This is a genomic window from Rhodoplanes sp. Z2-YC6860, assembly GCF_001579845.1.
Classification (GTDB): Bacteria; Pseudomonadota; Alphaproteobacteria; order Rhizobiales; family Xanthobacteraceae; genus Z2-YC6860.
Genome location: NZ_CP007440.1, coordinates 564,864 through 590,062 on the forward strand (window position 1 = coordinate 564,864; position 25,199 = coordinate 590,062).

General features: G+C 64.3%; 25 protein-coding genes. 11 read left to right on the plus strand and 14 right to left on the minus strand.

Going from position 1 to position 25,199, the window contains the following annotated elements; all coding sequences use genetic code 11:
- Position 1: 1 nt before the first annotated feature.
- The 4 genes from RHPLAN_RS02690 to RHPLAN_RS02705 all read right to left on the minus strand — a co-directional run bounded on the left by RHPLAN_RS02690 (position 2) and on the right by RHPLAN_RS02705 (position 3,588).
- Entirely contained in the window at positions 2-985 is a 984-nt protein-coding gene (locus RHPLAN_RS02690; RefSeq protein WP_068013600.1) for a Bug family tripartite tricarboxylate transporter substrate binding protein, read from the minus strand.
- Between the two features lie 72 nt (positions 986-1,057).
- Positions 1,058-1,966: a DMT family transporter gene (locus tag RHPLAN_RS02695; RefSeq protein WP_068013601.1), complete on the minus strand. Its 909-nt coding sequence runs from the start codon at positions 1,964-1,966 to the stop codon at positions 1,058-1,060.
- 80 nt (positions 1,967-2,046) lie between these two features.
- Complete coding sequence (gene sugE, locus RHPLAN_RS02700) at positions 2,047-2,361, minus strand: quaternary ammonium compound efflux SMR transporter SugE (protein WP_068030452.1); 315 nt, start codon at positions 2,359-2,361, stop codon at positions 2,047-2,049.
- A 21-nt stretch (positions 2,362-2,382) separates the two neighbouring features.
- Positions 2,383-3,588 carry an MFS transporter gene (locus tag RHPLAN_RS02705; RefSeq protein WP_068013603.1) on the minus strand — a complete coding sequence of 402 codons (1,206 nt, stop codon included), beginning with the start codon at positions 3,586-3,588 and terminating at the stop codon, positions 2,383-2,385.
- A gap of 181 nt (positions 3,589-3,769) precedes the next feature.
- Between RHPLAN_RS02705 and RHPLAN_RS02710 the strand changes: the two genes are divergently transcribed.
- Positions 3,770-4,681 carry a polysaccharide deacetylase family protein gene (locus RHPLAN_RS02710; protein WP_198164680.1) on the plus strand — a complete coding sequence of 304 codons (912 nt, stop codon included), beginning with the start codon at positions 3,770-3,772 and terminating at the stop codon, positions 4,679-4,681.
- A 283-nt stretch (positions 4,682-4,964) separates the two neighbouring features.
- Here RHPLAN_RS02710 and RHPLAN_RS02715 read toward each other — a convergent pair whose 3' ends face one another.
- From RHPLAN_RS02715 to RHPLAN_RS02725, 3 genes are all read right to left on the minus strand, one after another.
- Positions 4,965-7,520: an HWE histidine kinase domain-containing protein gene (locus RHPLAN_RS02715; RefSeq protein WP_068013605.1), complete on the minus strand. Its 2,556-nt coding sequence runs from the start codon at positions 7,518-7,520 to the stop codon at positions 4,965-4,967.
- Positions 7,517-8,179, minus strand: a complete 663-nt coding sequence (locus RHPLAN_RS02720) for a biliverdin-producing heme oxygenase (protein ID WP_198164681.1) — start codon at positions 8,177-8,179, stop codon at positions 7,517-7,519. The genes RHPLAN_RS02715 and RHPLAN_RS02720 overlap by 4 nt, the downstream gene beginning before the upstream one ends.
- 907 nt (positions 8,180-9,086) lie before the next feature.
- Positions 9,087-9,542 (minus strand): Hsp20 family protein, encoded by a 456-nt coding sequence (locus tag RHPLAN_RS02725; RefSeq protein ID WP_068013607.1) that lies wholly within the window; start codon positions 9,540-9,542, stop codon positions 9,087-9,089.
- Positions 9,543-9,873: 331 nt separating this feature from the next.
- On the opposite strand from RHPLAN_RS02725, the gene RHPLAN_RS02730 reads away from it, so the two are divergent.
- The 4 genes from RHPLAN_RS02730 to RHPLAN_RS38095 all read left to right on the plus strand — a co-directional run bounded on the left by RHPLAN_RS02730 (position 9,874) and on the right by RHPLAN_RS38095 (position 11,960).
- On the plus strand, positions 9,874-10,221 hold the full coding sequence (locus tag RHPLAN_RS02730; protein WP_157100016.1) for a hypothetical protein: 348 nt from the start codon (positions 9,874-9,876) through the stop codon (positions 10,219-10,221).
- Positions 10,222-10,229: 8 nt separating this feature from the next.
- Positions 10,230-10,517 carry a hypothetical protein gene (locus RHPLAN_RS02735; protein ID WP_068013611.1) on the plus strand — a complete coding sequence of 96 codons (288 nt, stop codon included), beginning with the start codon at positions 10,230-10,232 and terminating at the stop codon, positions 10,515-10,517.
- A gap of 2 nt (positions 10,518-10,519) precedes the next feature.
- Positions 10,520-10,693 (plus strand): hypothetical protein, encoded by a 174-nt coding sequence (locus RHPLAN_RS38945; RefSeq protein ID WP_157100017.1) that lies wholly within the window; start codon positions 10,520-10,522, stop codon positions 10,691-10,693.
- 406 nt (positions 10,694-11,099) lie between these two features.
- Positions 11,100-11,960, plus strand: coding sequence for a glycosyltransferase family 2 protein (locus tag RHPLAN_RS38095; RefSeq protein WP_198164682.1), 861 nt, complete (start codon positions 11,100-11,102; stop codon positions 11,958-11,960).
- Here the strand turns inward: RHPLAN_RS38095 and RHPLAN_RS02740 are convergent.
- Both RHPLAN_RS02740 and RHPLAN_RS02745 read right to left on the minus strand, forming a co-directional pair.
- Positions 11,934-12,758, minus strand: a complete 825-nt coding sequence (locus tag RHPLAN_RS02740; RefSeq protein ID WP_068013613.1) for an aldolase/citrate lyase family protein — start codon at positions 12,756-12,758, stop codon at positions 11,934-11,936. The genes RHPLAN_RS38095 and RHPLAN_RS02740 overlap by 27 nt on opposite strands.
- A gap of 9 nt (positions 12,759-12,767) precedes the next feature.
- Positions 12,768-13,274 (minus strand): cupin domain-containing protein, encoded by a 507-nt coding sequence (locus RHPLAN_RS02745; protein ID WP_068013615.1) that lies wholly within the window; start codon positions 13,272-13,274, stop codon positions 12,768-12,770.
- A gap of 815 nt (positions 13,275-14,089) precedes the next feature.
- On the opposite strand from RHPLAN_RS02745, the gene RHPLAN_RS02750 reads away from it, so the two are divergent.
- The 6 genes from RHPLAN_RS02750 (at position 14,090) to RHPLAN_RS02775 (ending at position 19,459) form a co-directional block, all read left to right on the plus strand.
- Positions 14,090-14,653: a F0F1 ATP synthase subunit delta gene (locus RHPLAN_RS02750; RefSeq protein ID WP_068030459.1), complete on the plus strand. Its 564-nt coding sequence runs from the start codon at positions 14,090-14,092 to the stop codon at positions 14,651-14,653.
- The gene (gene atpA / locus RHPLAN_RS02755) at positions 14,653-16,182 is read left to right on the plus strand and encodes a F0F1 ATP synthase subunit alpha (RefSeq protein ID WP_068013616.1); all 1,530 of its coding nucleotides are present in this window, start codon (positions 14,653-14,655) and stop codon (positions 16,180-16,182) included. The genes RHPLAN_RS02750 and atpA overlap by 1 nt, the downstream gene beginning before the upstream one ends.
- Before the next feature lie 89 nt (positions 16,183-16,271).
- Entirely contained in the window at positions 16,272-17,147 is an 876-nt protein-coding gene (locus tag RHPLAN_RS02760; protein WP_068013618.1) for a F0F1 ATP synthase subunit gamma, read from the plus strand.
- A gap of 19 nt (positions 17,148-17,166) precedes the next feature.
- Positions 17,167-17,571: an organic hydroperoxide resistance protein gene (locus tag RHPLAN_RS02765; protein WP_068013620.1), complete on the plus strand. Its 405-nt coding sequence runs from the start codon at positions 17,167-17,169 to the stop codon at positions 17,569-17,571.
- 25 nt (positions 17,572-17,596) lie between these two features.
- Positions 17,597-19,036, plus strand: a complete 1,440-nt coding sequence (gene atpD, locus RHPLAN_RS02770; RefSeq protein ID WP_068013622.1) for a F0F1 ATP synthase subunit beta — start codon at positions 17,597-17,599, stop codon at positions 19,034-19,036.
- A 12-nt stretch (positions 19,037-19,048) separates the two neighbouring features.
- Positions 19,049-19,459, plus strand: coding sequence for a F0F1 ATP synthase subunit epsilon (locus tag RHPLAN_RS02775; RefSeq protein WP_068013623.1), 411 nt, complete (start codon positions 19,049-19,051; stop codon positions 19,457-19,459).
- Positions 19,460-19,513: 54 nt separating this feature from the next.
- On the opposite strand, the gene RHPLAN_RS02780 is transcribed toward RHPLAN_RS02775, so the two are convergent.
- From RHPLAN_RS02780 to RHPLAN_RS02800, 5 genes are all read right to left on the minus strand, one after another.
- The gene (locus RHPLAN_RS02780; protein ID WP_068030462.1) at positions 19,514-20,014 is read right to left on the minus strand and encodes an RNA pyrophosphohydrolase; all 501 of its coding nucleotides are present in this window, start codon (positions 20,012-20,014) and stop codon (positions 19,514-19,516) included.
- A 186-nt stretch (positions 20,015-20,200) separates the two neighbouring features.
- Positions 20,201-21,475, minus strand: a complete 1,275-nt coding sequence (locus tag RHPLAN_RS02785) for a divergent polysaccharide deacetylase family protein (protein WP_068013625.1) — start codon at positions 21,473-21,475, stop codon at positions 20,201-20,203.
- Positions 21,476-21,618: 143 nt separating this feature from the next.
- Complete coding sequence (locus RHPLAN_RS02790) at positions 21,619-22,956, minus strand: S41 family peptidase (protein ID WP_068030465.1); 1,338 nt, start codon at positions 22,954-22,956, stop codon at positions 21,619-21,621.
- Positions 22,953-24,293: a murein hydrolase activator EnvC family protein gene (locus RHPLAN_RS02795; RefSeq protein WP_068013627.1), complete on the minus strand. Its 1,341-nt coding sequence runs from the start codon at positions 24,291-24,293 to the stop codon at positions 22,953-22,955. Before RHPLAN_RS02795 ends, RHPLAN_RS02790 begins: the two co-directional genes overlap by 4 nt.
- A gap of 265 nt (positions 24,294-24,558) precedes the next feature.
- On the minus strand, positions 24,559-25,179 hold the full coding sequence (locus tag RHPLAN_RS02800; RefSeq protein ID WP_237180032.1) for a hypothetical protein: 621 nt from the start codon (positions 25,177-25,179) through the stop codon (positions 24,559-24,561).
- Between the last annotated feature and the right edge of the window lie 20 nt (positions 25,180-25,199).

Here is a 25,199-nt window from a genome sequence, read left to right on the forward strand (position 1 = left end):
CCTACTGCGGCGTCAGCCCCGAGAGCCGCACGACCTCCCGCCACATCTTGGTTTCCTTCGCCGCAAAGGCCTTCGCCTCGGCGGGCGTGCTGGACAGCACGCGGCCGCCCGCGGCCAGGAGACGTTTCTGCATCCCTTCGTCGCTTGCGATGGATTTGTGAGCGGCCGAGATCTTGTCGACGATGGCCTGAGGTGTGCCGGTCGGCAGCACGTAGGCGCCCCATGACGTCACGACGAAATCAGGCACGCCGGCCTCCGCCATGGTCGGCACGTCGGGCAGCGTCGGCCAGCGTTGCGACGACGTGACGGCGAGCGCTCGCATCGCGCCGGATTCGATTTGCGGAATGTAGGAGGCGAGATTGTCGACCGCGAACGTGACGTCGCCGGCGAGCATCGCCGGGATGGTTTGCGCCGCGCCACGAAACGGCACATGGATGGCATTGACGCCGGTGCGGGCCGCAAACAGCACGCCGGACAGATGCGGCGTCGTGCCGGGACCGGGACTGCCGATGGAAATGCCGTTCGGCCGCGCCTTGGCGAAGGCGATGAACTCCTGCAGCGTCTTGGCCTGCACATGATTGGCCGCGACCACCGCGACGTTCGGCAGTTCATAGGCGAGACTCGGCGACACCAGATCCCTCTCGGCGTCGTAGGGCATCTTGGCGATCAGGAACTGGTTGATCGAGAAATGCCCGACCGTCGCGCCGCCGACCGTGTAGCCGTCCGGCGGGCTTTTCGCGACGAGGTCGATGCCAATGTTGCCGGAAGCGCCGGGCTTGTTCTCGATCACCAGCGTCTGGCCGAGCTTGTCCTTCAGGCTTTCGGCCATGATGCGGAACAGCACGTCGGTCGAGCCGCCGGCCGGATAGGGGATGATCATGCGCAGCGGATGGTCGGGCCAGTTGCTCTGCGCGAACGCAGGCGCGGCGCCGAGCGCGGCGGCGCCGAGCAGCAAGTTGCGGCGCGTGATGGGATGACCAGCCATGTCGCTCCTCCCGGTATCTACTGATATTTTTGGAGAAGTCTAACGGCGGCGATGCAGCCGCGCCACCGCGTTTCAGACCGAGTCCCCCTCCGCCGGAGGCTTTTGCCGGCTCGGGATCATCACGCAGGCGGCGGCGCCGAAGATCAGAGCAAAGCCGATCGCGTCGGACAGCGTCGGGCGGTCGCCGAGCAGGATCATCGCGCCGAACACGCCGACCACCGGATTGATCAGCGAGCCGAGCGACGCCATCACGGTGGTCAGGCGGCCGATGATGTTGAACCAGATGAAATACGCGATGCCGGTGCCGAGCACACCGTTGAACAGGAGGCCGCCCCAGGTGCGCCAATGCAGCGGCTCGTAATGCGGCAGGCCGTTGAACACCAGATAGGCGATGCCGAAGATCACCACGCCGACCACAACCTGCCAGAACGAAATGGCGAGCAGGTCGCCTTTGATGCGCGCCCATTTCATGTAGACGGTGCCGCCGCCCCAGCCGAGAGCGCAGACCAGCGCCAGCAGCAATCCAACGGGCTCGCGCACCGATTGCTCGGCGACCGGATAGACCAGCACCACGAGCCCCGCGATGCAGAGCGCAAGCCCGATCGCGGCCTGGCGGTTGATGCGCTCGCCCAGAACGAAATACGCCATCACGCTGCTCCAGACCGGCATCGAATAATTGACGATGATGACGCGCGAGGTGTTGGCCATCAGCTGCGCGAACGTGCCGGCCACGCCGAAGGCCACGACGATGAAAAACGCCGCGACGATCACATGCAGGCGATCGCGGCCGCGCGGAATGACGAGCGAACGGCCCTGGGCCTTGATCAGCACCAGGAGCGTCGCCGCGCCGATGCTGAAGCCGATCAGCCGCATGCCCCAGGGCGACACCTCGTCGAGCGCGATCCGCATCGCCGACCAGCTCAGCCCCCAGCAGAAGCTCAGCGCGAGCAGAAGGAGCTTGGCGATGGAGGCGTCACTCAATCCGAACGTGCGGGGCAAATTTCACCTGAAATTTCTGGACAAGGCGCGTAAGCCCGGCGGCTCGGATCGCACAACAGGTCTTAAGTGACGAGCTTGAGCCCGACAATACCGGCGACGATCAAACCGATGGAGGCGAGCCGCGCGGCGGTCGCGGGCTCGCCGAACAGATAGATGCCGAGGGCCGCGGTGCCGACCGCGCCGATTCCGGTCCACACTGCATAAGCGGTCCCGACCGGCAGCGCCTTCAGCGCGAGCCCGAGCAGCACGATGCTTGCCAGCATCGCGCCCAGTGTCAGCGCGGAAGGGACCAGGCGTGTGAAACCTTCGGTGTATTTCAGGCCGATCGCCCAGCCGACCTCGAGGAGGCCCGCGATCACGAGAATGGCCCAGGCCAGATTGGGTTGCATCGTTTGTCCTCACCTCTGCTGCGCAGCCGATCTTGTCAGCATCGTGCCGAACACCGTCATGATGACCGAACAGAGCGCAATCGGCACGAACGAGGTCCAGGGCACGCCGGTCAGATCCCAGAATGCGCCGCAGATCACCGGGATCGTGACGGCGAAACCATAGCTGATGGTGAACATGCCGCCAGCCATGCGGTGCACCTCGCCCGGCTTGGCCAGAAGCGCCGGCAGGCCGAAGGTCACGACGAAGGTGATGGCGGCGCCGATGCCGGTGATGATGGCCATCACGATCAGCCACGTGCCGTCGCACGTCACGAGGCCGATGAGCGCCAGCAGCGTGATCGGTCCGAACACCGTGAAGGGCCAGCTCTGGCGTTGCAGGCGCTCCGGCACCATCAGCATCATGAACGAGCCGATCAGTTGCGAGCCGTTCATCCAGGCGAGCACGGTGCCGATCATGGCACCGCGGCCCGTGACCGACAGATAATCCGGCACGAAGGCGTTGGCGGCGAAGAACAACGCGTTGTTGGTGCCGAGTGCGATGCCGAGGATCCAAAGCTGCCCGCTGCGCCAGTTGGGCCAGCCGCTCCGCGGCATGCCTTCGGCAGCGGCGGGGCCGCGGTGGCCGCGCACAGCAATGACAAGGAACAGCAGGGCGGCGAGAAGCCCGGGGATGCACCACACCACGAGATCGCTCCGCCAGCTTCCGCCGACGAGTGGCAGCACGAGCGGCGTCGTCAGCCCCGACACCAGCGTGATGCCCATCACCATGCCGTTGGTCGAGACCGCATTGGCGAGCCAGGCGCGCGTCGGGGCCCACAGCCGGGTCAGGGTCGACATGCAGGGCTGGTAGATCGAGATGCCGATGCCCATCACGAGCGTCGCCGCATAAAGCATCCACACCGTGGTCGCGGCACTCCGCGCGCCCGCGGCGAGCGTGGCGATGGCGAGACCCGTCGTCGCCACCGCAACCACACCGAAGCGCGCAATCAGGAGTGAGCCCGGCACGGCGGCGAGCGCGAACATGCCGAGCGGCAGGCCCATCAGGATGCCGACCTGGGTCTCGCTCATGTGCAGGTCGTCGTGAATCAGCGGGATGACCGGCGGGATTGCGATCATCGGAATCCGGATTGCGTTTCCGGCGAGCCAGAGCAGCGGCAGCACGGCCCAGAGAGGAGGCGAGGTCTGGACCTCGCCCGGCGAAATCGGTCGGTTCATGGATCAGGACACTCTCGGACCCGGCAAGGTCCCGTTGGCGGCGCACCCTAATGGAAATTGGGTCGGCGCGATGGTCTTTAAACGCATTGGACCCTTGCAGGGCGCTGTTCCGCAGTGTTGGCGAGGTCCCAGCCCTGTGCCAGCATCCGCGGCCGATTTTGTGATGAAGGGAAATACCGCCATGAACGACACAGCCGCCAAATCCGGCCAGCGCATGCTGCCGACGGATCGCATCGCCTATTCGGCGATCACCGACCGGCCGAAGCTCAAGCTTCCCGGCGGGGCGCGCATGGCGATCTGGGTGATCGTCAACGTCGAGGATTGGGACCCCAAGGACACCATGCCGCGCACCGTGCTGACGCCGCCGGCCGGCGGCGCGCCTGTGCCGGACATCCCGAACTGGTGCTGGCACGAATACGGCAACCGCGTCGGCTTCTGGCGCTTCATCAAGGTGTTCGACGAGTTCGCCATCCCCGGCGTGCTCGCGATCAACGGCTGCGCCATCGAGGCCTATCCGCCGATCGTCAAAGCCGCGCTGGATCGCAAGTGGGAGTTCATCGGCCACGGCTTCACCCAGCGCAACATGCAGAAGGTGCCGGACGAGAAGGCCGACATCCACATGACCACGGAGGCGATCAAGAAGGCCACCGGCAAGCTGCCGCGCGGCTGGCTCGGGCCGGGCCTCACCGAGACCTGGGAGACGCCGGACCTGTTGAAGGAGGACGGCTACGACTACGTCGCCGACTGGGTGCTGGACGATCAGCCGGTGTGGCTGAAGACGCGCGGCAAGCCGATCGTCAACATTCCCTACACGCAGGAGTGCAACGACGTGGCGATGATGCTGATCCAGCATCACAAGGCGTCGGAGTATTACGACCGCGCGATGGATCAGTTCGAGCAGATTTATGAGGATGCCGAAGACAGCGCACGCGTGATGGCGCTTGTGGTGCATCCCTACATCATGGGCGCACCGCACCGGCTGAAGTATTTCCGCAAGATCTTCGAGAACATCCGTCGCAAGTCCGACGTGGCGTTCATGACCGGCGAGCAGATTTTCGATTGGTATCTCAAGGTCGGCCCGAAGGCGCCGTAGCGAGGCGGTGCCCACCCTCCCCTGGAGGGGGAGGGTCGCGAGCGAAGCTCGCGGGTTGGGTGATCTCTCCACGCGAAGGGTGACTCTTTGAAGTGAAGAAGGTCACCCCACCCCGCCTGCCTGCGCTTCGCTCCGGCGGTCGACCCTCCCCCTCCAGGGAAGGGTGGCCGTGCTGCACTGGCGCGGCTCCGATTGTCAGATTCAATTTTTAAACAGCCCGTCACACGCGGGCACATACATCTGAGTCGCTGCAGCGCAAAGCGCAAATCGCGCATCGTTCAACTCAAGCCGGCTCGGTGGCCTTCGTCAGCTTGAGCTTGCGCAGCGCGGCTTGGATGGTGTCGTCGGTGTAGGGCTTCTGGATCACCGGCACCTTGCCGAGTTCGGCCGGGATCGGCGCGCGCTCGCCGTAGCCGGTGGCGAAGATGAACGGCACCTTCAGGTCCTGAAGCCTGCGGCCGACCGCGATGCTGTTCTCGGCGCCGAGATTGAGATCGAGCAGGGCGAAGCTCGGCACCGCGCGATCGATCGAGGCCATCGCCTCTTTCACGTTCGCCGCGGTTTCGACATGGCGCGCGCCAGCCTCCAGCAGGATGACTTCGGCGCTCATGGCGATGATCAGGTTGTCCTCGACGATCAGCGCGGTGCCGGAAAGCCCTGGCTCCGGCGCCTGCTCAGCCTCGCGTTGCTGCTGCGACGGCGTCATCAGCGAAACCACCTCCACGTAATTGGCCGGGATCGTGAACTTGGCCTGCACGCCCAGCAGATCGAAACGAAGCTCGGCGTCGCCGTTCAGGTCGAACGGGATCGAACGCTCGATGATGGTGGTGCCGAAGCCGCGCCGCGACGGCGGCTGCACCGGTGGGCCGCCGCTCTCGCTCCAATCGATGATCAGGCTCGAATTCGCGTCGAGTCTCCACGACACTTCGACCTTGCCGGTCGAATCGGCGAGCGCGCCGTACTTCGCGGAGTTGGTCATCATCTCGTGAACCACCAACGCCATCGTGGAGAACGCCTTGGGATCTAGCGCCACGTCCGGACCGCCCATCGACACGCGGCCAGCGCGGTCGCCGAGATAGGCGCCGGCCTCCGACTCCACGAGCGCGCGCAGCGCCGCCGGCGCCCAGTTCAGGCTGGTGATCTGATCGTGCGCGCGCGCCAGCGCCTGGATGCGCCCGCCGAGAACGCTCGCAAACTCCTCGGCGCTGTTCGTCGTGCTCTTGCTCTGGTTCACCAGGCCGCGCACGAGGCTGAGAATGTTGCGAACCCGGTGATTGAGCTCGGCGACCATCAGCTCCTGGCGCTCCTGCGCGGTACGCCGCTCGCGCGCCGCCAGATCGGCAAGCTGCAGGATCACCTCGAGCAGAGTGATGCGCAGGCTTTCGGCGATGCGCAGATCTGCCGAGGTCCACGGCGTGGACTGGCCGCGCACGGTCTCCTGCCAGATCTCGAAGCTCTTGCGCGGCGTGAGACGCGGGCCGAGCGGGCCTTCGGAATACGACTTGTTCGGGTCGCCGGCCCATTTGACCGAGCGCGCCTGTTCGCGGCGGAAGAAGATCAGGCAGTCGCGCGGCGTGCGCGAGATCGGGATGGCGAGGAAGCCCGCGGCGCGGTCGCGGAAAGCTTCACCCGACGCATAAAGCTTGGCGATCTCGGAGGTGGCGCAGATGCGGCCCGGCGAGGTGCGATTGACGAACTGCACGACCTCCTTGACCTCGTCCTGGGTCGGCGTCGCGCCGGACAGCGTGACGTGGCCGTCCGACCACACCGCGACGCCGTCGCACTCGATCATCTTGCGATAGTCCTCCACGAAGTCCGCGATGGCGCCGCTGGAGTGCGCGTGCGTCGCCGCGATCTCCATCAGCCGCTCCTGCACCTGATGGGCGCGGGATTCGTAATTGATGTCGACCTCGCGCTCGCGGCCTTCCAGAATGAAGGAGAACATCTGGCCGAACAGCTCGGCGGCGGTGCGCCGCTCGAACGAGATGTGTCGCGGCGAATAATGGTGGCAGGCGAACAGCCCCCACAGCTTCCCTTCGCGCAGGATCGACACCGACATCGAGGCGCCGACGCCCATGTTGCGCAGATACTCGATGTGTATCGGCGACACCGAGCGCAGCACGCTCATCGACAGGTCGAGCAGCGTGGCGGTGTGCGTCGGGGCGGACAACAGCAGGGTCGCCGGGGCGTTGATGTCGGAGATGATGCGCAGCCAGTTGCGCTGATAGAGGATGCGTGCCTGCCGCGGAATGTCGGAGGCCGGATAGTGCAGGCCGAGGAACGGCTCGAGCCCGCCGCCCGCGACCTCGGCCATCACCTCGCCGGAGCCGTCCGCGTGGAAGCGATAGACCATCACGCGGTCGAAGCCGGTGAGGGTCTTCAACTGGCGCGCCGCCTCCTGCGCGAGCTCCGTCATCGAGCGCGTCTTGCGCACGCGCCCGAGCATCAGCCGCACCAGCTCGCCGGAATTGACGTCCGGCTCGGCGATGCTCGGCTCGCCCTCGATGATCAGGTAGGCGCCGGAAAAGTGGATCGCGAGATCGAACGGCTTGCCGCCGGCCGTGAGCGTCAGACCGAAGATGCGCTCGACTGCGTCCGGTCCGGTCAGGTGATCGATGCGGGCGCGGATCGCCTTGATCGCCGCCGGGGACAGCACCTCGTCGAGCGGCCGCTGGATGACGTCGGCCCCGTCGCGGCCGAGATGGTGACCGACATTCTCCGAGGCGATGCAGATGGAGAAATCGGACAGCACCGTGAGCAGGAATCCGAACGGCTGTATGCTGCCCGGAACGTGGATCGGCTCACGGTCGCAATTGGTCAGATCGACTTGCGGATTCATGCCGTCGCGCGTCCCGCGGCAAAGCTGGGACCGGCGAAGCTTGATCCGGCGAAGTTTGGGCCGAACACGCGCGCAGCCGCGCGCTCGAACATGGCGAAAGCCTGGATCGCGCCGTCAATGGCACTGCTCTCGTGACGGGCCGAATGATCGCTATCCAGGATGGCCAGGAAGCTCGGCCAGAAGTGCTGTCCCGCGCCGTGACGCAGAAACGCCGTGGCGTGGAGCACGCGGGCGTCGGGGGAATGCTTGATGGCGTTCAGCAGCACCCGCGCGCCGAGGCGCGAGCCCTCCAGAACATACAGCGTGCCGAGCACGCCGCCGGCGTCGAGCGGGGCGGGAGGGGGCAGCGGGTCGGCGTGGCCATCCACGCACGCGAGATCGTCCAGGATCGCGGCCGTGCGGGACCGCATGTCCCAATCGGGCAGGAGTCTGGCGACGTCAGCGGCGGCAAGCGACGTTTCCAGGGGGAGAAGCGCGGCGGCGTTGATCTCCAGGAATTGCCGATAGCCGTGGAGGGCTGCCAGATCGAGCGAGCCGAGTTGGCGGTCGAGCCGCGCGTGGGCCTGCGCGGTGACGCTGCGCAGGCAGAGCCGCAGACCCGAGCCCGCGGCGGGGGCGGTCGCCTCGCTGCTTTTGAATAGACCGGCCGGACTCAGCATGGGGTGGGGCGCTCGGTTCGAGGGTGGACCGCCGGCGGGCGCCGACGTGATGCGACGACTCGCGCGGGCCGAAAAGGTTCCCTCGCCATGGACCTGCACCTCCTTCAGCCCGGGCGGCCGTGACGGAGGCGCCACAGCCGCCTCATCGAATGCCCGCAGGCTTCAGCTCCGCGACCCGCTCCCGCGTGTCGCATCCGCAGCCATCCAGGCGTGATTCATCGGCCCCTTCAAAGCGGGCGCGGGGCCAGCGCCTCTATTCTTCCTGGTCCCTCACATGCGTGAGGGCGCGGAGCGCCGGTTGGCGCTACGTGGTCGTCGGCACCCTTGGGAGGTGCCGCGGGCTTTTTGCGAAGCCCGCTCGCCTCCCGGCGCTCCACTTGTGGCGATTTATTGCGAGGCCACCGTTCGAGATTCGATCGGACCGGCTGGGCTTTCACCCACCATGCTCCAGGGGGCATTTGCTTCCGCTTTCACCCGACCGCGCCCTGCCACTGAAGGCGGCCCCCTCATCGGGGACGGACGATGACCGCACACCCTGGGACGTGGTCACGAGCCACGCCTGCAGGCGCCACACCCCGCTCCGCCAAACAGACGTCTCTAGATGACGCCCTCAGTGAGCGAGGCAAATTCGCGTCTACTCGTGATTTGCGAGAATGCAAAGCGAAAAATTCGGCTCACTCTCTCCCCGCCTCAAGTTCGGGCACTGCGCGAACGTGCAACGTCTCGTTCGCCTCCGCGCCTCGGCGGCTGCGACGCTTCCGAAACCTCGCCGCAGTTTTGCTCGCGAGGGAACGGGGAAAGCACGACGCGGCCTGCAACGCGCATACAGCAGCGCGAGCATCGTCCCACGCGCGCCATTGTCCCGCGGTGCTAAGCGCCGCGGGACAATGGCCGAACGGCTTGCCGCTCAGGCAGCCTTCTTCTGCTCGATGGTTGGCCGAGAGACGCTGCCGTTGATCGCGATGCGACGCGGCTTCATCGCCTCTGGCACCTCGCGCACAAGATCGACCTTCAGGAGACCGTCCTCGAACGACGCGCCGTTCACTTGCACGTAGTCGGCGAGGCTGAACACCCGGCGAAACGGCCGAGCCGAGATGCCTTGATAGAGGTACTCGGTCTGCGCCTTCTGGGCCTTGTTGCCTTCCACGGTCAGCACGTTCTGCTCCGCGGTTATCGTGATCTCGTCGGGGCTGAAGCCCGCAAGGGCGAGCGAGATCCGATAGTGGTCTTCGCCTGTCCGCTCGATGTTGTAGTGCGGGTAGCTGTCATCGGCCGACCAACGGGCCGATTCATTCATCAAGTCGAGGAGGCGATCGAAACCAACGGTCGAACGCCAGAAGGGGGTGGGGTCGAAAGTCCTCATAGCCATATCCTCCACATGAGCAACATGGTGGTCATGAGCGCCAGACACCGATCCGGCGCCCGGTTCGCCGGACCCCGATCGGGGCGTCCGGCACCGCGATGTGCGGCGGCTGTCGAGCTAGAAAAGCAAGACGGCATTTCAAGAGGGGCGCGCATCGGAAAAAGTTTTTGCGCTGCGAAAAACAGCACGCGTCACATGCGCTGAAATTTTTCGGCGCCTCCTCTTGAAAGCGAAAAGCGGTTTTCTAAATCGGTCCGCCGACAGGCGCCCAATCGGGCCTGTTGCGGGACATTCCCGCTTCGACCCATGTCGCTTACGAAGGATGTGGCCCATGACCGAAACAGCCAATCGAAAGGAATTTGAACTCGACCTTCTCCTCCATCCCGCCGGGGCATTCCGGACCCCCATGGAGGTCGTCAACGATCCGGACATGACCGCGCAAGAGAAGCGAGCGATTCTCGCATCCTGGGCCTCCGATGCCTGCGCCGTCGAAGCGGCCCCGGAGCTGCGAAGTCCGCCGTCCGTACCCCTCATTCGCTTCGATGACATCATGGACGCGCTGAAGTGTCTGGATGGCGAGGCCGCGGCAAAACCGAACTACGGGAAATTTATCAACCGCGCTCGCCGCTGGAAGGACTTGTACCATGCGAACGACCGCGGCCGTTCTCCGTTCGCGTGAGGTGGGCCATGACGCGCTTATTCGTCGCTGCCATCGCGGCCTTACTTTGGATGCCTCATGCGTCGGGCCAGAGCGTTCTTCAAAGAAGCGACTGGCAGGAACGGAGACCACAGACGTATCTGTCGTCTCCCGCGCCGGCGGTGCCGTGGCTGGACCTGAATACGAAAACCAAGCTGCCGAAGGGCGACCTTCCGCTCGGGCGCGACACGGCTTCGGCCGGCCACTTTATCCTGCCGTCGGCCGGCGCCGACACGCACGTGTCCTCGAACGCTGCAGCACCATCCCGGAGCATGTAGCCATGCCGGACAGAAAATGGATGAAGCTGGATGATCTGCGCCAGCCGGGAATGCGACGCATTTTCGACGCCCTGAAGCAGATCGAGGAGGAAGCGCCTGGCCTTGTCGAGGACGCCGCGGTTGCCGCCGCTGTACTCTCAAAGGGGCGCAGCGATGGCGGACGCATGCCGCAGTGAGGTGGCTCATGTCTCTCCTGCTGACAGGCGCATTTCTGTCCGCTGTGCTGGCGATGGGCGCCCTCGTGCTGGCATCGCATGACGATCCGGACGGCTTCAGCGGCACCTGAAACGAGGACGACGCGACGCTCCAAGCGAACTTAGCGCCGTCCCTCTCCGGAAGCCCTGCCAACAAGCGTGGTGGGGCTTCCCGCTGCTGCGCAACGTGTTTGCACTCGCTTTCACCCGACCGCCCTGCCACTGAAGGCGGCCCCCTCATCGGGGACGGACAATTCGTTCGTCTGGGAGGCGGTGCCGACTGCATCGGCTCCGAATGTCTCTCTGCGACAAACTTTCGAAGGGCCAGGATGAGAAGACATGCGTTACGGTGTTCCCAAGCTCACAGTCGAAACATCTTCGAAATCATATGACCATCCATCTCTACACCCGATGCTGGAACGATGCTCACATGCTGCCGTTCTTTTTCAAGAACTACGATCCTTGGGTGGATCGTTATTTTGTCTATGACGATGGATCGGAAGACAATTCCTTAGCCTTACTTCGTGCCCATCCTCGTACGGAAGTCAGATCGCAGCCACCCTACTCAGACCCCGCGTCTCGAATAGCGTCTCAGCTCGACTTGCAGAACGAGATTTGGAAAGAAGCACGAGGCAAAGCGGATTGGGTCATCGTCGTCGATCTGGATGAGCATCTCTATCATCCTAGGATCATTCCGTATTTGCGAAAGTGCAAAGCAAACTCCGTTACGGTCATCTCCGCTTTGGGTTTTCAGATGATCTCCAACTCGTTTCCAAACGACGATGGAGTTTCGCTTTTCGATTTCTGTTCAACGGGAATGCCAGACAGAACTTGTACGAAATTGAGTATTTTCGATCCGAATGAAATTGACAGAACAAACTTCGAGATCGGCCTCCATCATGCTGCATTTGAGGGGCGAGTGTTGGCACCCGACTCTGACGAACTTTTTTTGCTGCATTTTCATTTCCTGGACGTCTCGCGCGTTGTCGCCCGTCACAAGCTTTACCTCACGCGCCAGCGCCCAAAGGATCTGGAGAACCAGTGGGGGGTTCAATACACGTGGTCAGAGGAGAAGCTTCGGGACCAGTGGGCTCGCCTTGAGCGAGGGTCCACCGACATCAAACGCGAGCCTTGGGAGCATAAACGTCATCCGGGGCGGGACAAATGGTGCGATATTCCTCGAACGAGGTTGCTCGGGCCTGTCGGCCGTTCCTTGAGAAGCCTAGGTTTTGGAACCGATAGATTGTGACGCGAGGCGTTGTTTCGCGCGGACGAGGTCATGTTCGGACTGTCCGGCCCAAAAGGACAGGCGCGCTCTCAGCGACTCGACCCCATCTTTCACCGTCCAGTTTACCGGCGGATTTTGGAAGAACGACCTGGAAAGCCACGCTCCGGTCGCGCCCAGCCTTGGGTACTGAGCGTAGAGAAGATCGGGATTGACTGGCAGAGTCGTATCGTCGTGCCGTCCCAAGCCGCCAAATGAGAAGCGCTTTCCGCAGTCCTGCACAATGCGTGCAATTGTGGTCATCAGCGGAGAGCAAACGAATTCAAACCCCTCGAGATTCATAGTGAGCCGCAGATCGTTCAGGCCGATCATGATCTCATCGATGCCTGCGGTTTCCGCGATCTCCTGAATGCGGACAATCGAGCGAGGAGTTTCAACGAGCAGCATCGTATGGGCTCGCCCTCCGACATGATCTGCAAAGACGGCTGCATCGGCCTCCGATTGAAAGTAAGGCAGCATCAAAACGGTTGCCCCGCGCTCGATCGCGACATCAATTTCGCCAACGGTCCCGGAATGCGGCGGGTTCAGCCGGACAAAAACATCGCTCGTACGCAACACGCTCGCAATTTGCGAAAGATCGTCCCACGTGTGATCGGAGACCCGGGTATCGTGCCCGGCCTGCCGGGCGGCCTTTCCAAGCCGCTCGATATCGATTCCAATTCTTTGGATTCCCGCCTTCTCCCCTTCAACGGCCGCTGCGGGGTCGGTGGTCAACAGGGTCAGAAGAAAATCCCGGCCAAATGATTCCATGTCGTCTGGCATGGATACGCTCTACAGATCGACGGGTGCTTGACCATGCTCCGATGACAGCCTGAAGTTATCCGGATTGGAGTGATCGTAAGGTACATCGTTGACATTGATGTAGTGAGCGGTCGCTCCGCTTTCATTGCGCAATCCGTGCCACACGCCCGGAGGAATAACCGCAATGAGCGGTCGCAAGACACCAAAGCGAATGATGTCGTGCTGTCCCCTGGTTGCGGAATTTTCGCGTCCGTCCCATAGGACCAATTTGATATTCCCGCCGATGGCAATCAGGTGATCCGTCTGGCGCGTATGCCGGTGCCAGTCGGTGATCGCGCCGGGATTCATAGTGGCCAAGATAACGTGGCCTGGTTTGATGGAAATCTCGGGCCAGTCCGTCCGAAACAGTTCCGTGACGGCGCCGCTCCGCGTCAGCACGTTATTCAAAGCGATTGTGCGAACGCCTTGTATGTTGAACGGTTGGGCGCGAGCGCCGGTTGGCGTGACGGTTTGAGGATCCTTTTGACCCTGTTCCATAGTTTCTTCCCGAGTCGGAATTCTAACGACTGGCTTGCAACGGTTTGATTGACGATTCGCTGCGAGACAATCGGCCCATTCAGCTCGCGATTATGATGGACTGTTTTCACTTGTGCACCTAGGGCGAAGCGACGCGCGCTGACTGCGGCGGACCGGACTTCAACGCCGGAAGATTGTGGATTCGTGCAGCGGTGGTCGGCGGAGATTGTCGTGCCAGAAATGAAAGGTGCGACACCATTCGGTTCGTCCCTGCAAATTCGGAAGCGACGACAGGCCCGCCAGCGTGAAGCGTCGAGGCTTCACATGGCCATGCAAGTTGCAAAGACGTGAGCCAATCGGCTCGTGAAAAGTTCAGAAAGGCGGTTCAAAAGAACCAGAGGACGCCGCGGCGGCGATGTGGACCAGGACCACCAGGCTGCGATTTACCGGGCGTCGGCTTCGGTCATCAGCCGCCGGCGCGTCACTCCGGGATGACGCACAACGCTCAAACCATCGGGCTTCGATGGTCGATTTCGGCCGAGGCCACCCTGAGAGGGGCTTGGGCAGCGGTTTGGGGGGCCGAAGACGGACGCAGGTTCCCGATCCCGAACCGGTTTCACCGCAGCCCACCCCTCCCCAAAACCGCGCTCCAGCGCGGCTTTTACCCCCGGATATGTTGCGCCACAGCGGCGGCTATGTTACCGGAACCACGCGATTTTCTCAGGGTCCGGCGACGGCCCGGAGGGTCCCAAAAATCCCCTTGAAATCCAAGGGTTTGCGCCGCGCCCGATTGGCCGGTGCCGAGCCTGCGGATTGAATTCCAAGAGCAAGCTGACGTGGCAGGCGACGATCCCACTGTATCCGGCATGGCAGGGCGTTATGCGCGGGCGCTGTTCGAACTGGCGCTCGACAACAAGTCCGTCGATGCCGTCAAAGCCGACCTGGAAAAATTCGACGCGCTGATTTCGGAGAGCCCGGACCTGCACCGCCTGGTGCGGAGCCCGGTGTTCGGCGCCGAGGAGCAGGGCAAGGCGATCGCCGCGGTGCTGGACAAGTCCGGCATCGGCGGGCTCGCCGGCAACTTCCTCAAGCTGATCACCGCGAACCGCAGGCTGTTCGCGGTCCGCGACATGATCCGCGACTTCAGGAAGCTCGTGGCGCGCTGGAAGGGCGAGGTGACCGCCGAGGTGACGGTCGCCGAAAAGCTTTCCGACGCCCGGCTCAATGAGATCAAAGAAACGCTCAAGTCGATCACCGGCCAGAAGGCGGTCGACCTCAACGTCAAGATCGATCCGTCGATCATCGGCGGGCTGACCGTGAAACTCGGCTCCCGCATGGTCGACAGCTCGCTCCGCACCAAACTCAATGCGATCAAGCACGCGATGAAAGAGGCAGGCTGATGGATATCCGCGCCGCAGAAATCACCGCCATCCTGAAGGACCAGATCAAGAATTTTGGTCAGGAGGCTGAGGTCACCGAGGTCGGGCAGGTGCTGTCCGTCGGCGACGGCATCGCCCGCGTCTACGGCCTCGACAACGTCCAGGCCGGCGAGATGGTCGAGTTCGAGAACGGCGTCCGCGGCATGGCGCTGAACCTCGAAACCGACAACGTCGGTATCGTGATCTTCGGCAACGACCGCGAGATCAAGGAAGGCCAGACCGTCAAGCGCACCCGCGCCATCGTGGACGTGCCGGTCGGCAAGGGCCTGCTCGGCCGCGTGGTCGACGCGCTCGGCAACCCGATCGACGGCAAGGGCCCGATCAAGGCCGACAAGCGCGCCCGCGTGGACGTCAAGGCGCCGGGCATCATTCCGCGCAAGTCGGTGCACGAGCCGATGGCGACCGGCCTCAAGGCTGTCGATGCGCTGATCCCGATCGGCCGCGGCCAGCGCGAGCTGATCATCGGCGACCGCCAGACCGGCAAGACCGCGATCGCGCTCGACACGATCCTCAACCAGAAGCCGCTCAACGCGCAGCCGGACGAGAAGATCAAGCTGTACTGCGTGTATGTCGCGGTCGGCCAGAAGCGCTCGACCGTCGCACAGTTCGTGAAGGTGCTCGAGGAGCAGGGCGCGATGGAATACTCCATCGTCATCGCCGCCACCGCCTCCGACCCGGCGCCGATGCAGTTCCTGGCGCCGTTCGCGGGCTGCACCATGGGCGAGTTCTTCCGCGACAACGGCATGCACGCCGTGATCATCTATGACGATCTGTCCAAGCAGGCCGTCGCGTACCGCCAGATGTCGCTGCTGCTGCGCCGCCCGCCGGGCCGTGAGGCCTATCCGGGCGACGTGTTCTATCTCCACTCGCGTCTGCTCGAGCGCTCCGCCAAGATGGGCGACGCCGCGGGCGCGGGCTCGCTGACCGCGCTGCCGGTCATCGAGACGCAGGCCAACGACGTGTCGGCCTACATTCCAACCAACGTGATTTCGATCACCGACGGCCAGATCTTCCTGGAGACCGACCTGTTCTATCAGGGCATCCGTCCGGCCGTGAACGTCGGCCTCTCGGTGTCGCGCGTCGGCTCGTCGGCGCAGACCAAGGCGATGAAGAAGGTCGCCGGCAAGATCAAGGGCGAGCTCGCGCAGTACCGCGAAATGGCGGCGTTCGCGCAGTTCGGCTCTGACCTCGACGCCACCACGCAGCGCCTCTTGAACCGCGGCGCGCGTCTGACCGAACTCCTGAAGCAGCCGCAGTTCTCGCCGCTGAAGATGGAAGAGCAGGTCGTGGTGATCTACGCCGGCGTCAACGGCTATCTCGATCCGATCCCGGTGAACCGCGTTCGCGCGTTCGAGGACGGCTTGCTGTCGCTGGTGCGGACCAAGAACAACGAGATTCTGGAAGACATCCGCAAGACCAACGATCTTTCCGGCGACAACGAGAAGAAGCTGAAGGGCGTGGTCGACGGCTACGCCAAGACGTTCGCCTGATGCCTGCGTGCCGCCTTACGGGCGGTGCGCTCCCTCCCCCTGCAAGGGGGAGGGGGAAGGACCGAGCAAGAGGATAGACCGAGCTAAAGATGGCCTCTCTTAAAGACATGCGGGTCCGCATCGCCTCCACCAAGGCGACGCAGAAGATCACCAAGGCCATGCAGATGGTCGCAGCGTCGAAGCTGCGCCGTGCGCAGGTCGCGGCGGAAGCCGCGCGGCCTTACGCCGAGCGCATGGAGAAGGTGCTGGGCAACATCGCGGCCTCGGTGACCGACATGAGCTCGGCGCCGAAGCTGCTCGCCGGCACCGGTTCGGACCAGACTCATCTGCTGGTGGTTTGCACCGCCGAGCGCGGCCTGTGCGGCGGTTTCAACTCGTCGATCGTCCGTCTCGCGCGCGAGAAGATCAACGCGTTGCAGGCGGCCGGCAAGACCGTGAAAATTCTCTGCGTCGGCCGCAAGGGCGCCGATCAGCTTCGCCGCCAGTATGCGTCGCAGATCATCGAGGTGATCGAGCTGCGCGTGAAGTCGCTCGCCTTCGAGCACGCCGCTCAGGTCGGCAAGAAGATCATCGAGCTTTACGAGAAGGGCGAGTTTGACGTCGCCACGCTGTTCTTCTCGCGTTTCCGTTCGGTCGTGCAGCAGATCCCGACCGCGCTGCAGATCGTGCCGCCGGTGTTCGAGGCGCCAAAGGGCGACGGCGGCCCGGCCGCGGTTTACGAGTACGAGCCGGACGAGCTCGACATTCTCACCGAGCTCTTGCCGCGCAACATCTCGGTGCAGGTGTTCCGCGCGCTCTTGGAAAACGCCGCGTCCGAGCAGGGCGCGCGCATGTCGGCGATGGACAACGCCACGCGCAACGCCGGCGAAATGATCCGCAAGCAGACCATCACGTACAACCGCACGCGTCAGGCGATGATCACCAAGGAGCTGATCGAGATCATCTCCGGCGCCGAGGCCCTGTAAGGACGCTCGGAGCACGCTCATGGCATACGTTGTTTCAGCGACGACCAAAGGCGGCCGCAACGGCCGTGCGATTCTCGAGAATGGCGGTCTGTCGCTGGCGATGGGCCTGCAGAAGGAATTCGGCGGCAACGGCGAGGGCCACAATCCCGAGCAGCTGTTCGCGCTCGGCTGGTCGGCCTGCTTCGGCCAGGCGATCCTCGCGCTATCGAAGAAGCACGGCCTCGACGGCCAGGACGCCCGCGTCACCTGCCAGGTCACGATGGACAAGGATGAGATCAGCTTCGGCTTCAAGGCCGAGCTGAAGGTCACGATCCCGGGCGCCGACAAGGCCAAGGTGCAGGCCCTGGTCGAAGACGCCCACAAGATTTGCCCCTATTCGCGCGCCACGCGCAACAACGTGCCGGTCACGTTGACCGTGGTCTGAGCGACGAAGTCTGAAGGAGAGAAGCATGGCGACCCCGAACGCAGTCGGAAAGATCACCCAGGTCATCGGCGCCGTCGTCGACGTGCAGTTCGAAGATCACCTGCCGCCGATCCTGAACGCGCTGGAGACCAAGAACGGCGGCAACCGCCTGGTGCTCGAAGTCGCCCAGCATCTCGGCGAGAACACCGTCCGCACCATCGCGATGGACACCTCGGAGGGTCTGGTGCGCGGCCAGGAATGCACCGACACCGGCGCGCCGATCTCGGTGCCGGTGGGCGATGAGTGCCTCGGGCGTATCATCAACGTGATCGGCGATCCGGTCGACGAGGCCGGCCCGGTGCCAACCAAGACCCGCCGCGCCATCCATCAGGAGGCGCCGGCCTACACCGAGCAGTCGACCGAATCGGAAATTCTCGTCACCGGCATCAAGGTCGTGGACCTGCTCGCGCCTTACGCAAAGGGCGGCAAGATCGGCCTGTTCGGTGGCGCCGGCGTCGGCAAGACCGTGCTGATCATGGAGCTGATCAACAACATCGCGAAGGCGCACGGCGGCTATTCGGTGTTCGCCGGCGTCGGCGAGCGCACCCGCGAGGGCAACGACCTCTATCACGAGATGATCGAGTCCGGCGTCAACAAGGACCCGAAGAAGAACAACGGCTCGACCGCCGGCTCCAAGTGCGCGCTGGTGTACGGCCAGATGAACGAGCCGCCGGGCGCCCGCGCCCGCGTCGGCCTCTCGGGCCTCACCGTCGCCGAGCACTTCCGCGACCAGGGTCAGGACGTGCTGTTCTTCGTCGACAACATCTTCCGCTTCACGCAGGCCGGCTCGGAAGTGTCGGCGCTGCTCGGCCGTATTCCTTCGGCGGTGGGCTATCAGCCGACGCTCGCCACCGACATGGGCGCGCTGCAGGAGCGCATCACCACCACGACCAAGGGCTCGGTCACCTCGGTGCAGGCGATTTACGTGCCGGCCGACGACTTGACCGACCCGGCGCCTGCCGCTTCGTTCGCGCACTTGGACGCCACCACCGTGCTGTCGCGCGACATCGCCGCGAAGGGCATCTATCCGGCGGTGGATCCGCTCGACTCGACCTCGCGCATGCTCTCGCCGCTGATCATCGGGGAGGAGCACTACGCGGTGGCTCGTTCGGTGCAGCAGGTGCTGCAGCGCTACAAGGCGCTGCAGGACATCATCGCCATTCTGGGCATGGACGAGCTCTCCGAAGAGGACAAGCTCGCGGTGGCGCGCGCCCGCAAGATCGAGCGCTTCCTTTCGCAGCCGTTCTTCGTCGCCGAGGTGTTCACCGGTTCGCCGGGCAAGCTCGTCGACCTGCAGGACACCATCAAGGGCTTCAAGGGTCTGGTCGAAGGCAAGTACGATCACCTGCCGGAGGCAGCCTTCTACATGGTCGGCAGCATCGAAGAAGCCATCGAGAAGGGCAAGAAGCTCGCGGCGGAAGCGTAAGCAGGCAGCAGCATGGCCACCTTTCATTTCGAACTCGTCTCGCCCGAGAAGATCGCGTTCTCCGGCGAGGTCGATCAGGTCGATATCCCGGGCGCCGAGGGTGACTTCGGCGTGTTCGCCGGCCATGCGCCGCTGATCTCGCTGCTGCGGCCGGGCATCGTCACGGTCTATTCCGATGGCGGCCAGCACAGTCAGATCGTTGTGCTGGGCGGGCTTGCCGAAGTGGGCCCGAACGGGCTCACCTTGCTGGCCGACGTGGCGACCTCGCTCCAGGATGTCGACCGCGCCGAGCTGAAGAAGCAGATCGCCGATATGGAAGAGCGAACCAAGGATATGGAAGGCTCCGAGCTCGATCGCGAGATCACCCGGCTCGATCACTTCAAGGCGCTCGATGACCACCTTGAAGGCACCGCCATGCACTAGCGGTCGCTTGCCCGGCGAGCGACCGCGTGGATGCGATGGGCCGGGTGAAAAAACCTACTTCGTGAATTTCGAAAACGCCTTCACGACCTGCTCGTAGGTGTCGCGCTTGAACGGCACCACGAGGTCGGGAAGGTTTTCCATCGGCTCCCAGCGCCAGTCGATGAACTCCGGGTCGTGGCCGTCGCCCGGTGTCGTGATGTTGATCTCGCTGTCCCGGCCGGTGAAGCGCAGCGCGAACCACTTCTGCTTCTGGCCGCGGTACTTGCCCTTCCAGGCTTTGGTGCCGATCTTCTTCGGGATGTCGTAGGTCAGCCAGTCCTTGATCTCGCCGAGCCTCTCGATCGACTTGATGCTGGTCTCTTCGAACAGCTCGCGCAGCGCCGCGGGATAAGGCTTCTCGCCTTCGTCGATGCCGCCCTGCGGCATCTGCCACACATGCGTCGCGTCGATGTGTTCGGGGCCTTCGGCCCTGCGGCCGATGAACACCAGGCCTTTGCGGTTGATCACGCACAGGCCTGCGCACGGGCGATACGGCAGATATTCGTAGTCCGACATGGCGGGCTCGCGTCCGGATGCAACGCGTTCGAGCATGATCCCGAAAAGTGTGAAACGGTTTTCGGAAAAGATCATGCTCAAACAAGAGAAAGAGCGACGGGTCTGATTCAACTTCGTTGAATCAGACCCTAGCGGTGCACCCGTCACGCTGGACGGTCAAGGGGGAGAGCGTCAGCTCGAGTTGTCTCAGCTCGATTTGGGCTTCAGCGCCACCGCCGTGATCGGCACCAGCACGACGCCGCGGCCTTCCGCGGTCTTGGCCCAGAGCGCGATGCGCTCGATCGAAGTCGGCATCGCGGTCGCGACGCCGACCGCAAAGCCATGCTCGCGCGCGGCGGCTTCGAGCCGGATCAGGGCGCGATCGATCTGCGCCACCGTCGGCACCGCATCGAGCGCGATCTCGGATTTGGCGAACGGCACGTTGTTCACGCTCGCGATCTGCGAGGCGAGGCTGCGTGCCGAAGCGCCGTCGTCGACAAAGATGAGCCCGCGCCGCGCGGTCTCGCGCATGATCGGCGCCAGCGCCTGCTCGGTCGAGGTGAAGCGCGCGCCCATGTAGTTGACGAGGCCGACATAGCCCTGGAATCGGCTCATCAGCCAGTACAGGCGGTCCATGTTCTGATCGGCGGTCATCGACGCCAGCAGCGTCTGCGGGCCGGGGTCGTTGTCCGGGTAGTCGAACGGCTCCATCGGCGCCTGCAGCAGAATCTCGTGGCCCTGCGTGCGTGCGCGCAACACGCTACTCTCGACGTCGGCGCCGTAGGGCATGAAGGCCAACGTCACCGGACCGGGCAAGCGCTCGATCGCCTGCTGGGTGAGGGTCGAGCTGACGCCCAAGCCGGTGAGCACGATGGCGACCCGCGGGCCGTTCTTCTTGAGCGCCGCCGGACTGAGCGGCTTGGCATAAGCCTCGGCCGGCCGGACGCCGTCCGGCGTGACGCGCGGGATCGCACCATGGCGCGACGGTTCAAGGAGGCGTTGCTCGGCCGGCGCGCGCGTTTCGCCTGCGGCCGAAGCCGGGATCGCGACCTCCTGGCGCTTGCCGGTGCTGCCGTCGATGATGGTGACGGTGTTGCGGCTTCCGCCGGCGGGCGGCGCATCGGCCGGCTGCGCCGGAGCGGCCGTGGTCTGTGTCTGCGGCGGGAGTGCACCGGCGTTGCCGGGGCCGTCATAGCTGCGCGGGCTTTGTGTGCTGGCTTGGCCGCCGCCCTGGCCGCTCATGGGAGCGCCCGCAGGCGAGGCTGCGCCCGGCTTTGCCGGTCCGAGGCCGGTCGCCACCATGACGGACGGCTCGCCGCCGATGGGATCGCTGACCATGATGGCCCAGCCCGCGTAGGCGCAGATGAACAGCGCCGGCACGGCGGTCAGCCCGTAGGACAGAAGGTTCGGCGGCAGCTTGAAACCAAGCCGTTTGGTCTTGGCGGCGCGGCCGAGAGGCGCGCTCAGATCGTCGTCGGCCACGGGCTTATCTCGCGAATCATGCGAGCGAGCCTAGGGGTGGATCGTTAACTCTGCGTTTACCGAAGGAAGACAGACGCCATCTGCAAAAGCGAACGGGGCGGCCGTTGGGCCGCCCCGCTTTGAGGAAACGCCGTTTCGGGCGCTTACTGGTTCGAAGCGCGTTTGGCGCTCGGCGGGAACGCCGAGTTGGTGATGACGCCGCGCAGCAAGTCGAGGGACATCTTCAGCGCCTTGTCGTCCTTCGGATCCGGAGGCACGTAGGACTGCGAGCCGGTCTGCTCGTCGCCTTCGGCCTTGAGATGGCCGCGCAGCGAGGATTCGCCCTTGGTGTCGGTACGGGCCTTGAGGTCTTCCGGCACGTCCTGCAGGACCTCGATGTCCGGGGTGATGCCCTTGGCCTGGATCGACTTGCCCGACGGCGTGAAGTAGCGCGCCGTGGTCAAGCGCAGCGCGCCGTTGCCGGCGCCCAGCGGGATGATGGTCTGCACCGAGCCCTTGCCGAACGAGCGCGTGCCGAGCAGCGTCGCGCGCTTGTGGTCCTGCAGGGCGCCTGCGACGATTTCCGAGGCCGACGCCGAGCCGCCGTTGATCAGCACGATCACCGGCTTGCCCTTGGTCAAATCGCCGGGGCGAGCGCTGAAGCGCTGGGTCTCTTCGGCGTTGCGGCCGCGGGTCGAGACGATCTCGCCGCGCTCCAGGAACGCATCCGAGACGGAAATCGCCTGATCCAGGAGCCCGCCCGGATTGTTGCGCAGATCGACCACGAAGCCCTTGAGCTTCTCGGCCGGGATCGCGGTCTGCAGATCGCTGAGCGCCTTCTTCAGGTTCTCGGTGGTCTGCTCGTTGAACTGGGTGATGCGGATGTAGCCGACATCGTCTTCCTGCCGCGAGCGAACGGCGCGAACGCGGATGACGTCGCGGGTGATCGACACCTCGACGGGCTTGTCCTGGCCCTTGCGCATGATGGTGAGCTTGATCTTGGTGTTCACCGGGCCGCGCATCTTCTCGACCGCCTGGTTCAAGGTCAGGCCCTGCACCTGCTCCTCGTCGAGCTTGGTGATGATGTCGTTGGCCATCACGCCGGCCTTGGCGGCGGGCGTGTCGTCGATCGGCGCCACCACCTTGATCAGGCCGTCTTCCATGGTGACTTCGATGCCGAGACCGCCGAACTCGCCGCGGGTCTGGATCTGCATGTCGCGGAACGACTTCGGCTCCATGTAGCTCGAGTGCGGATCGAGCCCGGCGAGCATGCCGTTGATCGCGGATTCGATGAGCTTGGAGTCGTCGGGCTTCTCGACGTAGTCGGCTCGCACGCGCTCGAACACGTCACCGAACAGGTTGAGCTGTCGGTAGGTGTCGGCGGCGGCAGCCTTGGCGGTGGAGCCGAACGCGACGGGCACCAGCTTCGGCTGGGTCACCATCAGCGTCAGGGCAACGCCCGAAGCCGCACCAAGAAGTAATAGAAATGTCTTGCGCATCATCCGCGAACCTTTTCGCCTTTGCTTGCCGCCCACCATGGGTTGGGATCTATCGGGGTGCCGTCCTTGCGAAATTCGACGTAAAGCGTCGGCTTGTTGGAATTGGAAGCCGAAGTCACCGGAGTTTGAGCGCTACCACCCATGACTGCAACGGGTTCTCCGGTCAGCACGAACTGGCCAACATTCACTGATATCCGATCCATCCCGGCGAGTACCACATGATATCCGCCGCCCGCATTAAGGATCAAGACTTGGCCGTAATTGCGGAAGGGTGCCGCATAAACCACCCAACCGTCACACGGAGCCGTGACCTGGGAACCCGCCCGGGTTGCCAAGAGAATGCCTTTTTCGGTGCCGCCGGCGCTGTCTGGAGCGCCAAACTCCTTGATCCGGACCCCATTGACCGGAAGTGGTAATTGTCCGCGCGCGGACGGGAAAGCCACCGCCGGAGCGAGCCGTCCGGGGTCCCGCAGCGCCGCCAGGTCGGTCCGGTCGCCGGTCCTGGCGGTTTCCTTGGCCTGTTCCTTGGCCTGCTCTTTGGCGGCCTGCTCGGCCTCCCGCGCGGCGCGATTCGCGGCTTCGAGGCTTTGCTCAACCTTGCCGATCAAATCTTTGAGATTGTCGACCTGGCGGGCCAGCGCGACGGATTTTTGCCGCTCGGTGTCGAGGGCCTTTTCGGTATCGGCCTGCTTTTTCTGCCGCTCATCGATCAGCAGGCTCAATCGCTGCCGCTCTTCGTTCAATGCGCCGGCGTCGCGGGCCAGGCGCTCCTTCTCCTCGCCGATTTCCTTGCGGATTCGGACGAGGTCGGAAAGGTCGGCGACGAGCTGATCGGCCTGGGCCCGCATTTCCGGCAGCACCGCGCCGAGCATGATCGCCGTGCGGACGGTCTGCAGGGCGTCCTCGGGCCGCACCATGATGGCGGGCGGCGGGTGCCGCCCGACCCGCTGCAGCGCCGCCAAAACTTCCACAATGGTGGCGCGGCGGCTGCTGAGTGATTCGCGCAGGCGCTGCTCGGTCGTGTCGAGCGGCTTCAGCCGCGCTTCGGTTTCGGCGATGCGGTCTTCGGCGGCGCGGCTCCTGGCCGCCGCATCGATCAGCGCCTGATTGAGCTTCGCCCGGTCCGCGCCGATCGATTCGATCTCGCCCTTGAGCCTGGCTTCGGTCTCGGCCGCCTTCTTCTGCTCATTGCGGATCGCCTCGAGCTCCTGCTCGCGCTGATGCAGCGAATCGAGCGTGGACTGGGCGAGCGCGGACGGAAAAGGGGCAAGAAGGAGCGCAACAGCAAGCAGTGCTGCCGGCGCGCGAGACGAATCGGTCGGCCGTTCCGAGGCGCTCATGGCCGCTTGACCTAGGGCGTGTCCTCGCAAATGTCCACTTTTGCGGTTGAAGTCGATATACGTAAAACGCTGGCGATGTCGGCCTTTGACCCAAAGCGGAAAATCAGCGCCTATCGTGTGACCTCTCGCGCGATTTCCAGGAAGGCCTGCGCTGCCGGCGTCAACGTTCGGTGCGTCACCCACACGCGCGGGCGCTCTGTCGGATGTGGACGCGGTTGGTCCAAGTCGCAAATCTGAAGGGCGCCGTGATCGCGGTCCTCAGGCGTCAGTTCGGACAGGGTTGGCCCGCGGCGCCCCACATCGCCACGTCCTTGACGTGACCCTCAAATGTGCCCGGCGGCTTTGATCGGCCTTCTCCCGGCGCCCATGCCCGGGGAATAAAGCCGCTCTGCGATGCGTCGTGCCGCAAATGGGCGATCAGGCCAGCGGCATCGCGACCGCCATTGCGTTTGGGATCCTTCATTTGCGCGCAAATCTCGGCACCACTTTTGCCGAACCAGATGAAATCCACTGGCGCGAGTTGCCAGTCGATCCCCGCATGCGGCGGTGCGGGTGCTGCGTCGTTCGGTTGGGTTGAAGTCACGTGGCAGGTCGAGCAAACGAGCTTTTCGGCTCCGATGCGGCTCACTCCGCCATGGACATTCATACCGTGCACGCGAGGTTTGGTTTCGCCCGCTGGCGTCCATATTGGAATGGCCTTGGCGTCAACGTGGCAGTTTGCGCAGCGCGGATGCGTCACCACCGCTTCGATCCGTTTCCAGGCCTTGAGTCCGTCGGCACGGCTGACGCTGCCGGGACGCAGCACATCCTTGGGTGTTTCGTCCTTGGCCACGACCAGTCCGGTCAGAGCCGGGATCGTCGAAGCGGCGAAGACGAGCGCAATCAATGATCGCTTCATGACCCGTC

Excerpts from the sequence above, each read along its gene's own strand:
- RHPLAN_RS02690 (WP_068013600.1), bottom strand. The coding sequence starts at position 985 with ATGGCTGGTCATCCCATCACGCGCCGCAACTTGCTGCTCGGCGCCGCC.
- RHPLAN_RS02705 (WP_068013603.1), bottom strand. The coding sequence starts at position 3,588 with ATGAACCGACCGATTTCGCCGGGCGAGGTCCAGACCTCGCCTCCTCTC.
- RHPLAN_RS02710 (WP_198164680.1), top strand. The coding sequence starts at position 3,770 with ATGAACGACACAGCCGCCAAATCCGGCCAGCGCATGCTGCCGACGGAT.
- RHPLAN_RS02715 (WP_068013605.1), bottom strand. The coding sequence starts at position 7,520 with ATGAATCCGCAAGTCGATCTGACCAATTGCGACCGTGAGCCGATCCAC.
- RHPLAN_RS02720 (WP_198164681.1), bottom strand. The coding sequence starts at position 8,179 with ATGCTGAGTCCGGCCGGTCTATTCAAAAGCAGCGAGGCGACCGCCCCC.
- RHPLAN_RS02725 (WP_068013607.1), bottom strand. The coding sequence starts at position 9,542 with ATGAGGACTTTCGACCCCACCCCCTTCTGGCGTTCGACCGTTGGTTTC.
- RHPLAN_RS02730 (WP_157100016.1), top strand. The coding sequence starts at position 9,874 with ATGACCGAAACAGCCAATCGAAAGGAATTTGAACTCGACCTTCTCCTC.
- RHPLAN_RS02735 (WP_068013611.1), top strand. The coding sequence starts at position 10,230 with ATGACGCGCTTATTCGTCGCTGCCATCGCGGCCTTACTTTGGATGCCT.
- RHPLAN_RS38945 (WP_157100017.1), top strand. The coding sequence starts at position 10,520 with ATGCCGGACAGAAAATGGATGAAGCTGGATGATCTGCGCCAGCCGGGA.
- RHPLAN_RS38095 (WP_198164682.1), top strand. The coding sequence starts at position 11,100 with ATGACCATCCATCTCTACACCCGATGCTGGAACGATGCTCACATGCTG.
- RHPLAN_RS02740 (WP_068013613.1), bottom strand. The coding sequence starts at position 12,758 with ATGCCAGACGACATGGAATCATTTGGCCGGGATTTTCTTCTGACCCTG.
- RHPLAN_RS02745 (WP_068013615.1), bottom strand. The coding sequence starts at position 13,274 with ATGGAACAGGGTCAAAAGGATCCTCAAACCGTCACGCCAACCGGCGCT.
- atpA (WP_068013616.1), top strand. The coding sequence starts at position 14,653 with ATGGATATCCGCGCCGCAGAAATCACCGCCATCCTGAAGGACCAGATC.
- RHPLAN_RS02760 (WP_068013618.1), top strand. The coding sequence starts at position 16,272 with ATGGCCTCTCTTAAAGACATGCGGGTCCGCATCGCCTCCACCAAGGCG.
- RHPLAN_RS02765 (WP_068013620.1), top strand. The coding sequence starts at position 17,167 with ATGGCATACGTTGTTTCAGCGACGACCAAAGGCGGCCGCAACGGCCGT.
- atpD (WP_068013622.1), top strand. The coding sequence starts at position 17,597 with ATGGCGACCCCGAACGCAGTCGGAAAGATCACCCAGGTCATCGGCGCC.
- RHPLAN_RS02775 (WP_068013623.1), top strand. The coding sequence starts at position 19,049 with ATGGCCACCTTTCATTTCGAACTCGTCTCGCCCGAGAAGATCGCGTTC.
- RHPLAN_RS02780 (WP_068030462.1), bottom strand. The coding sequence starts at position 20,014 with ATGTCGGACTACGAATATCTGCCGTATCGCCCGTGCGCAGGCCTGTGC.
- RHPLAN_RS02790 (WP_068030465.1), bottom strand. The coding sequence starts at position 22,956 with ATGATGCGCAAGACATTTCTATTACTTCTTGGTGCGGCTTCGGGCGTT.
- RHPLAN_RS02795 (WP_068013627.1), bottom strand. The coding sequence starts at position 24,293 with ATGAGCGCCTCGGAACGGCCGACCGATTCGTCTCGCGCGCCGGCAGCA.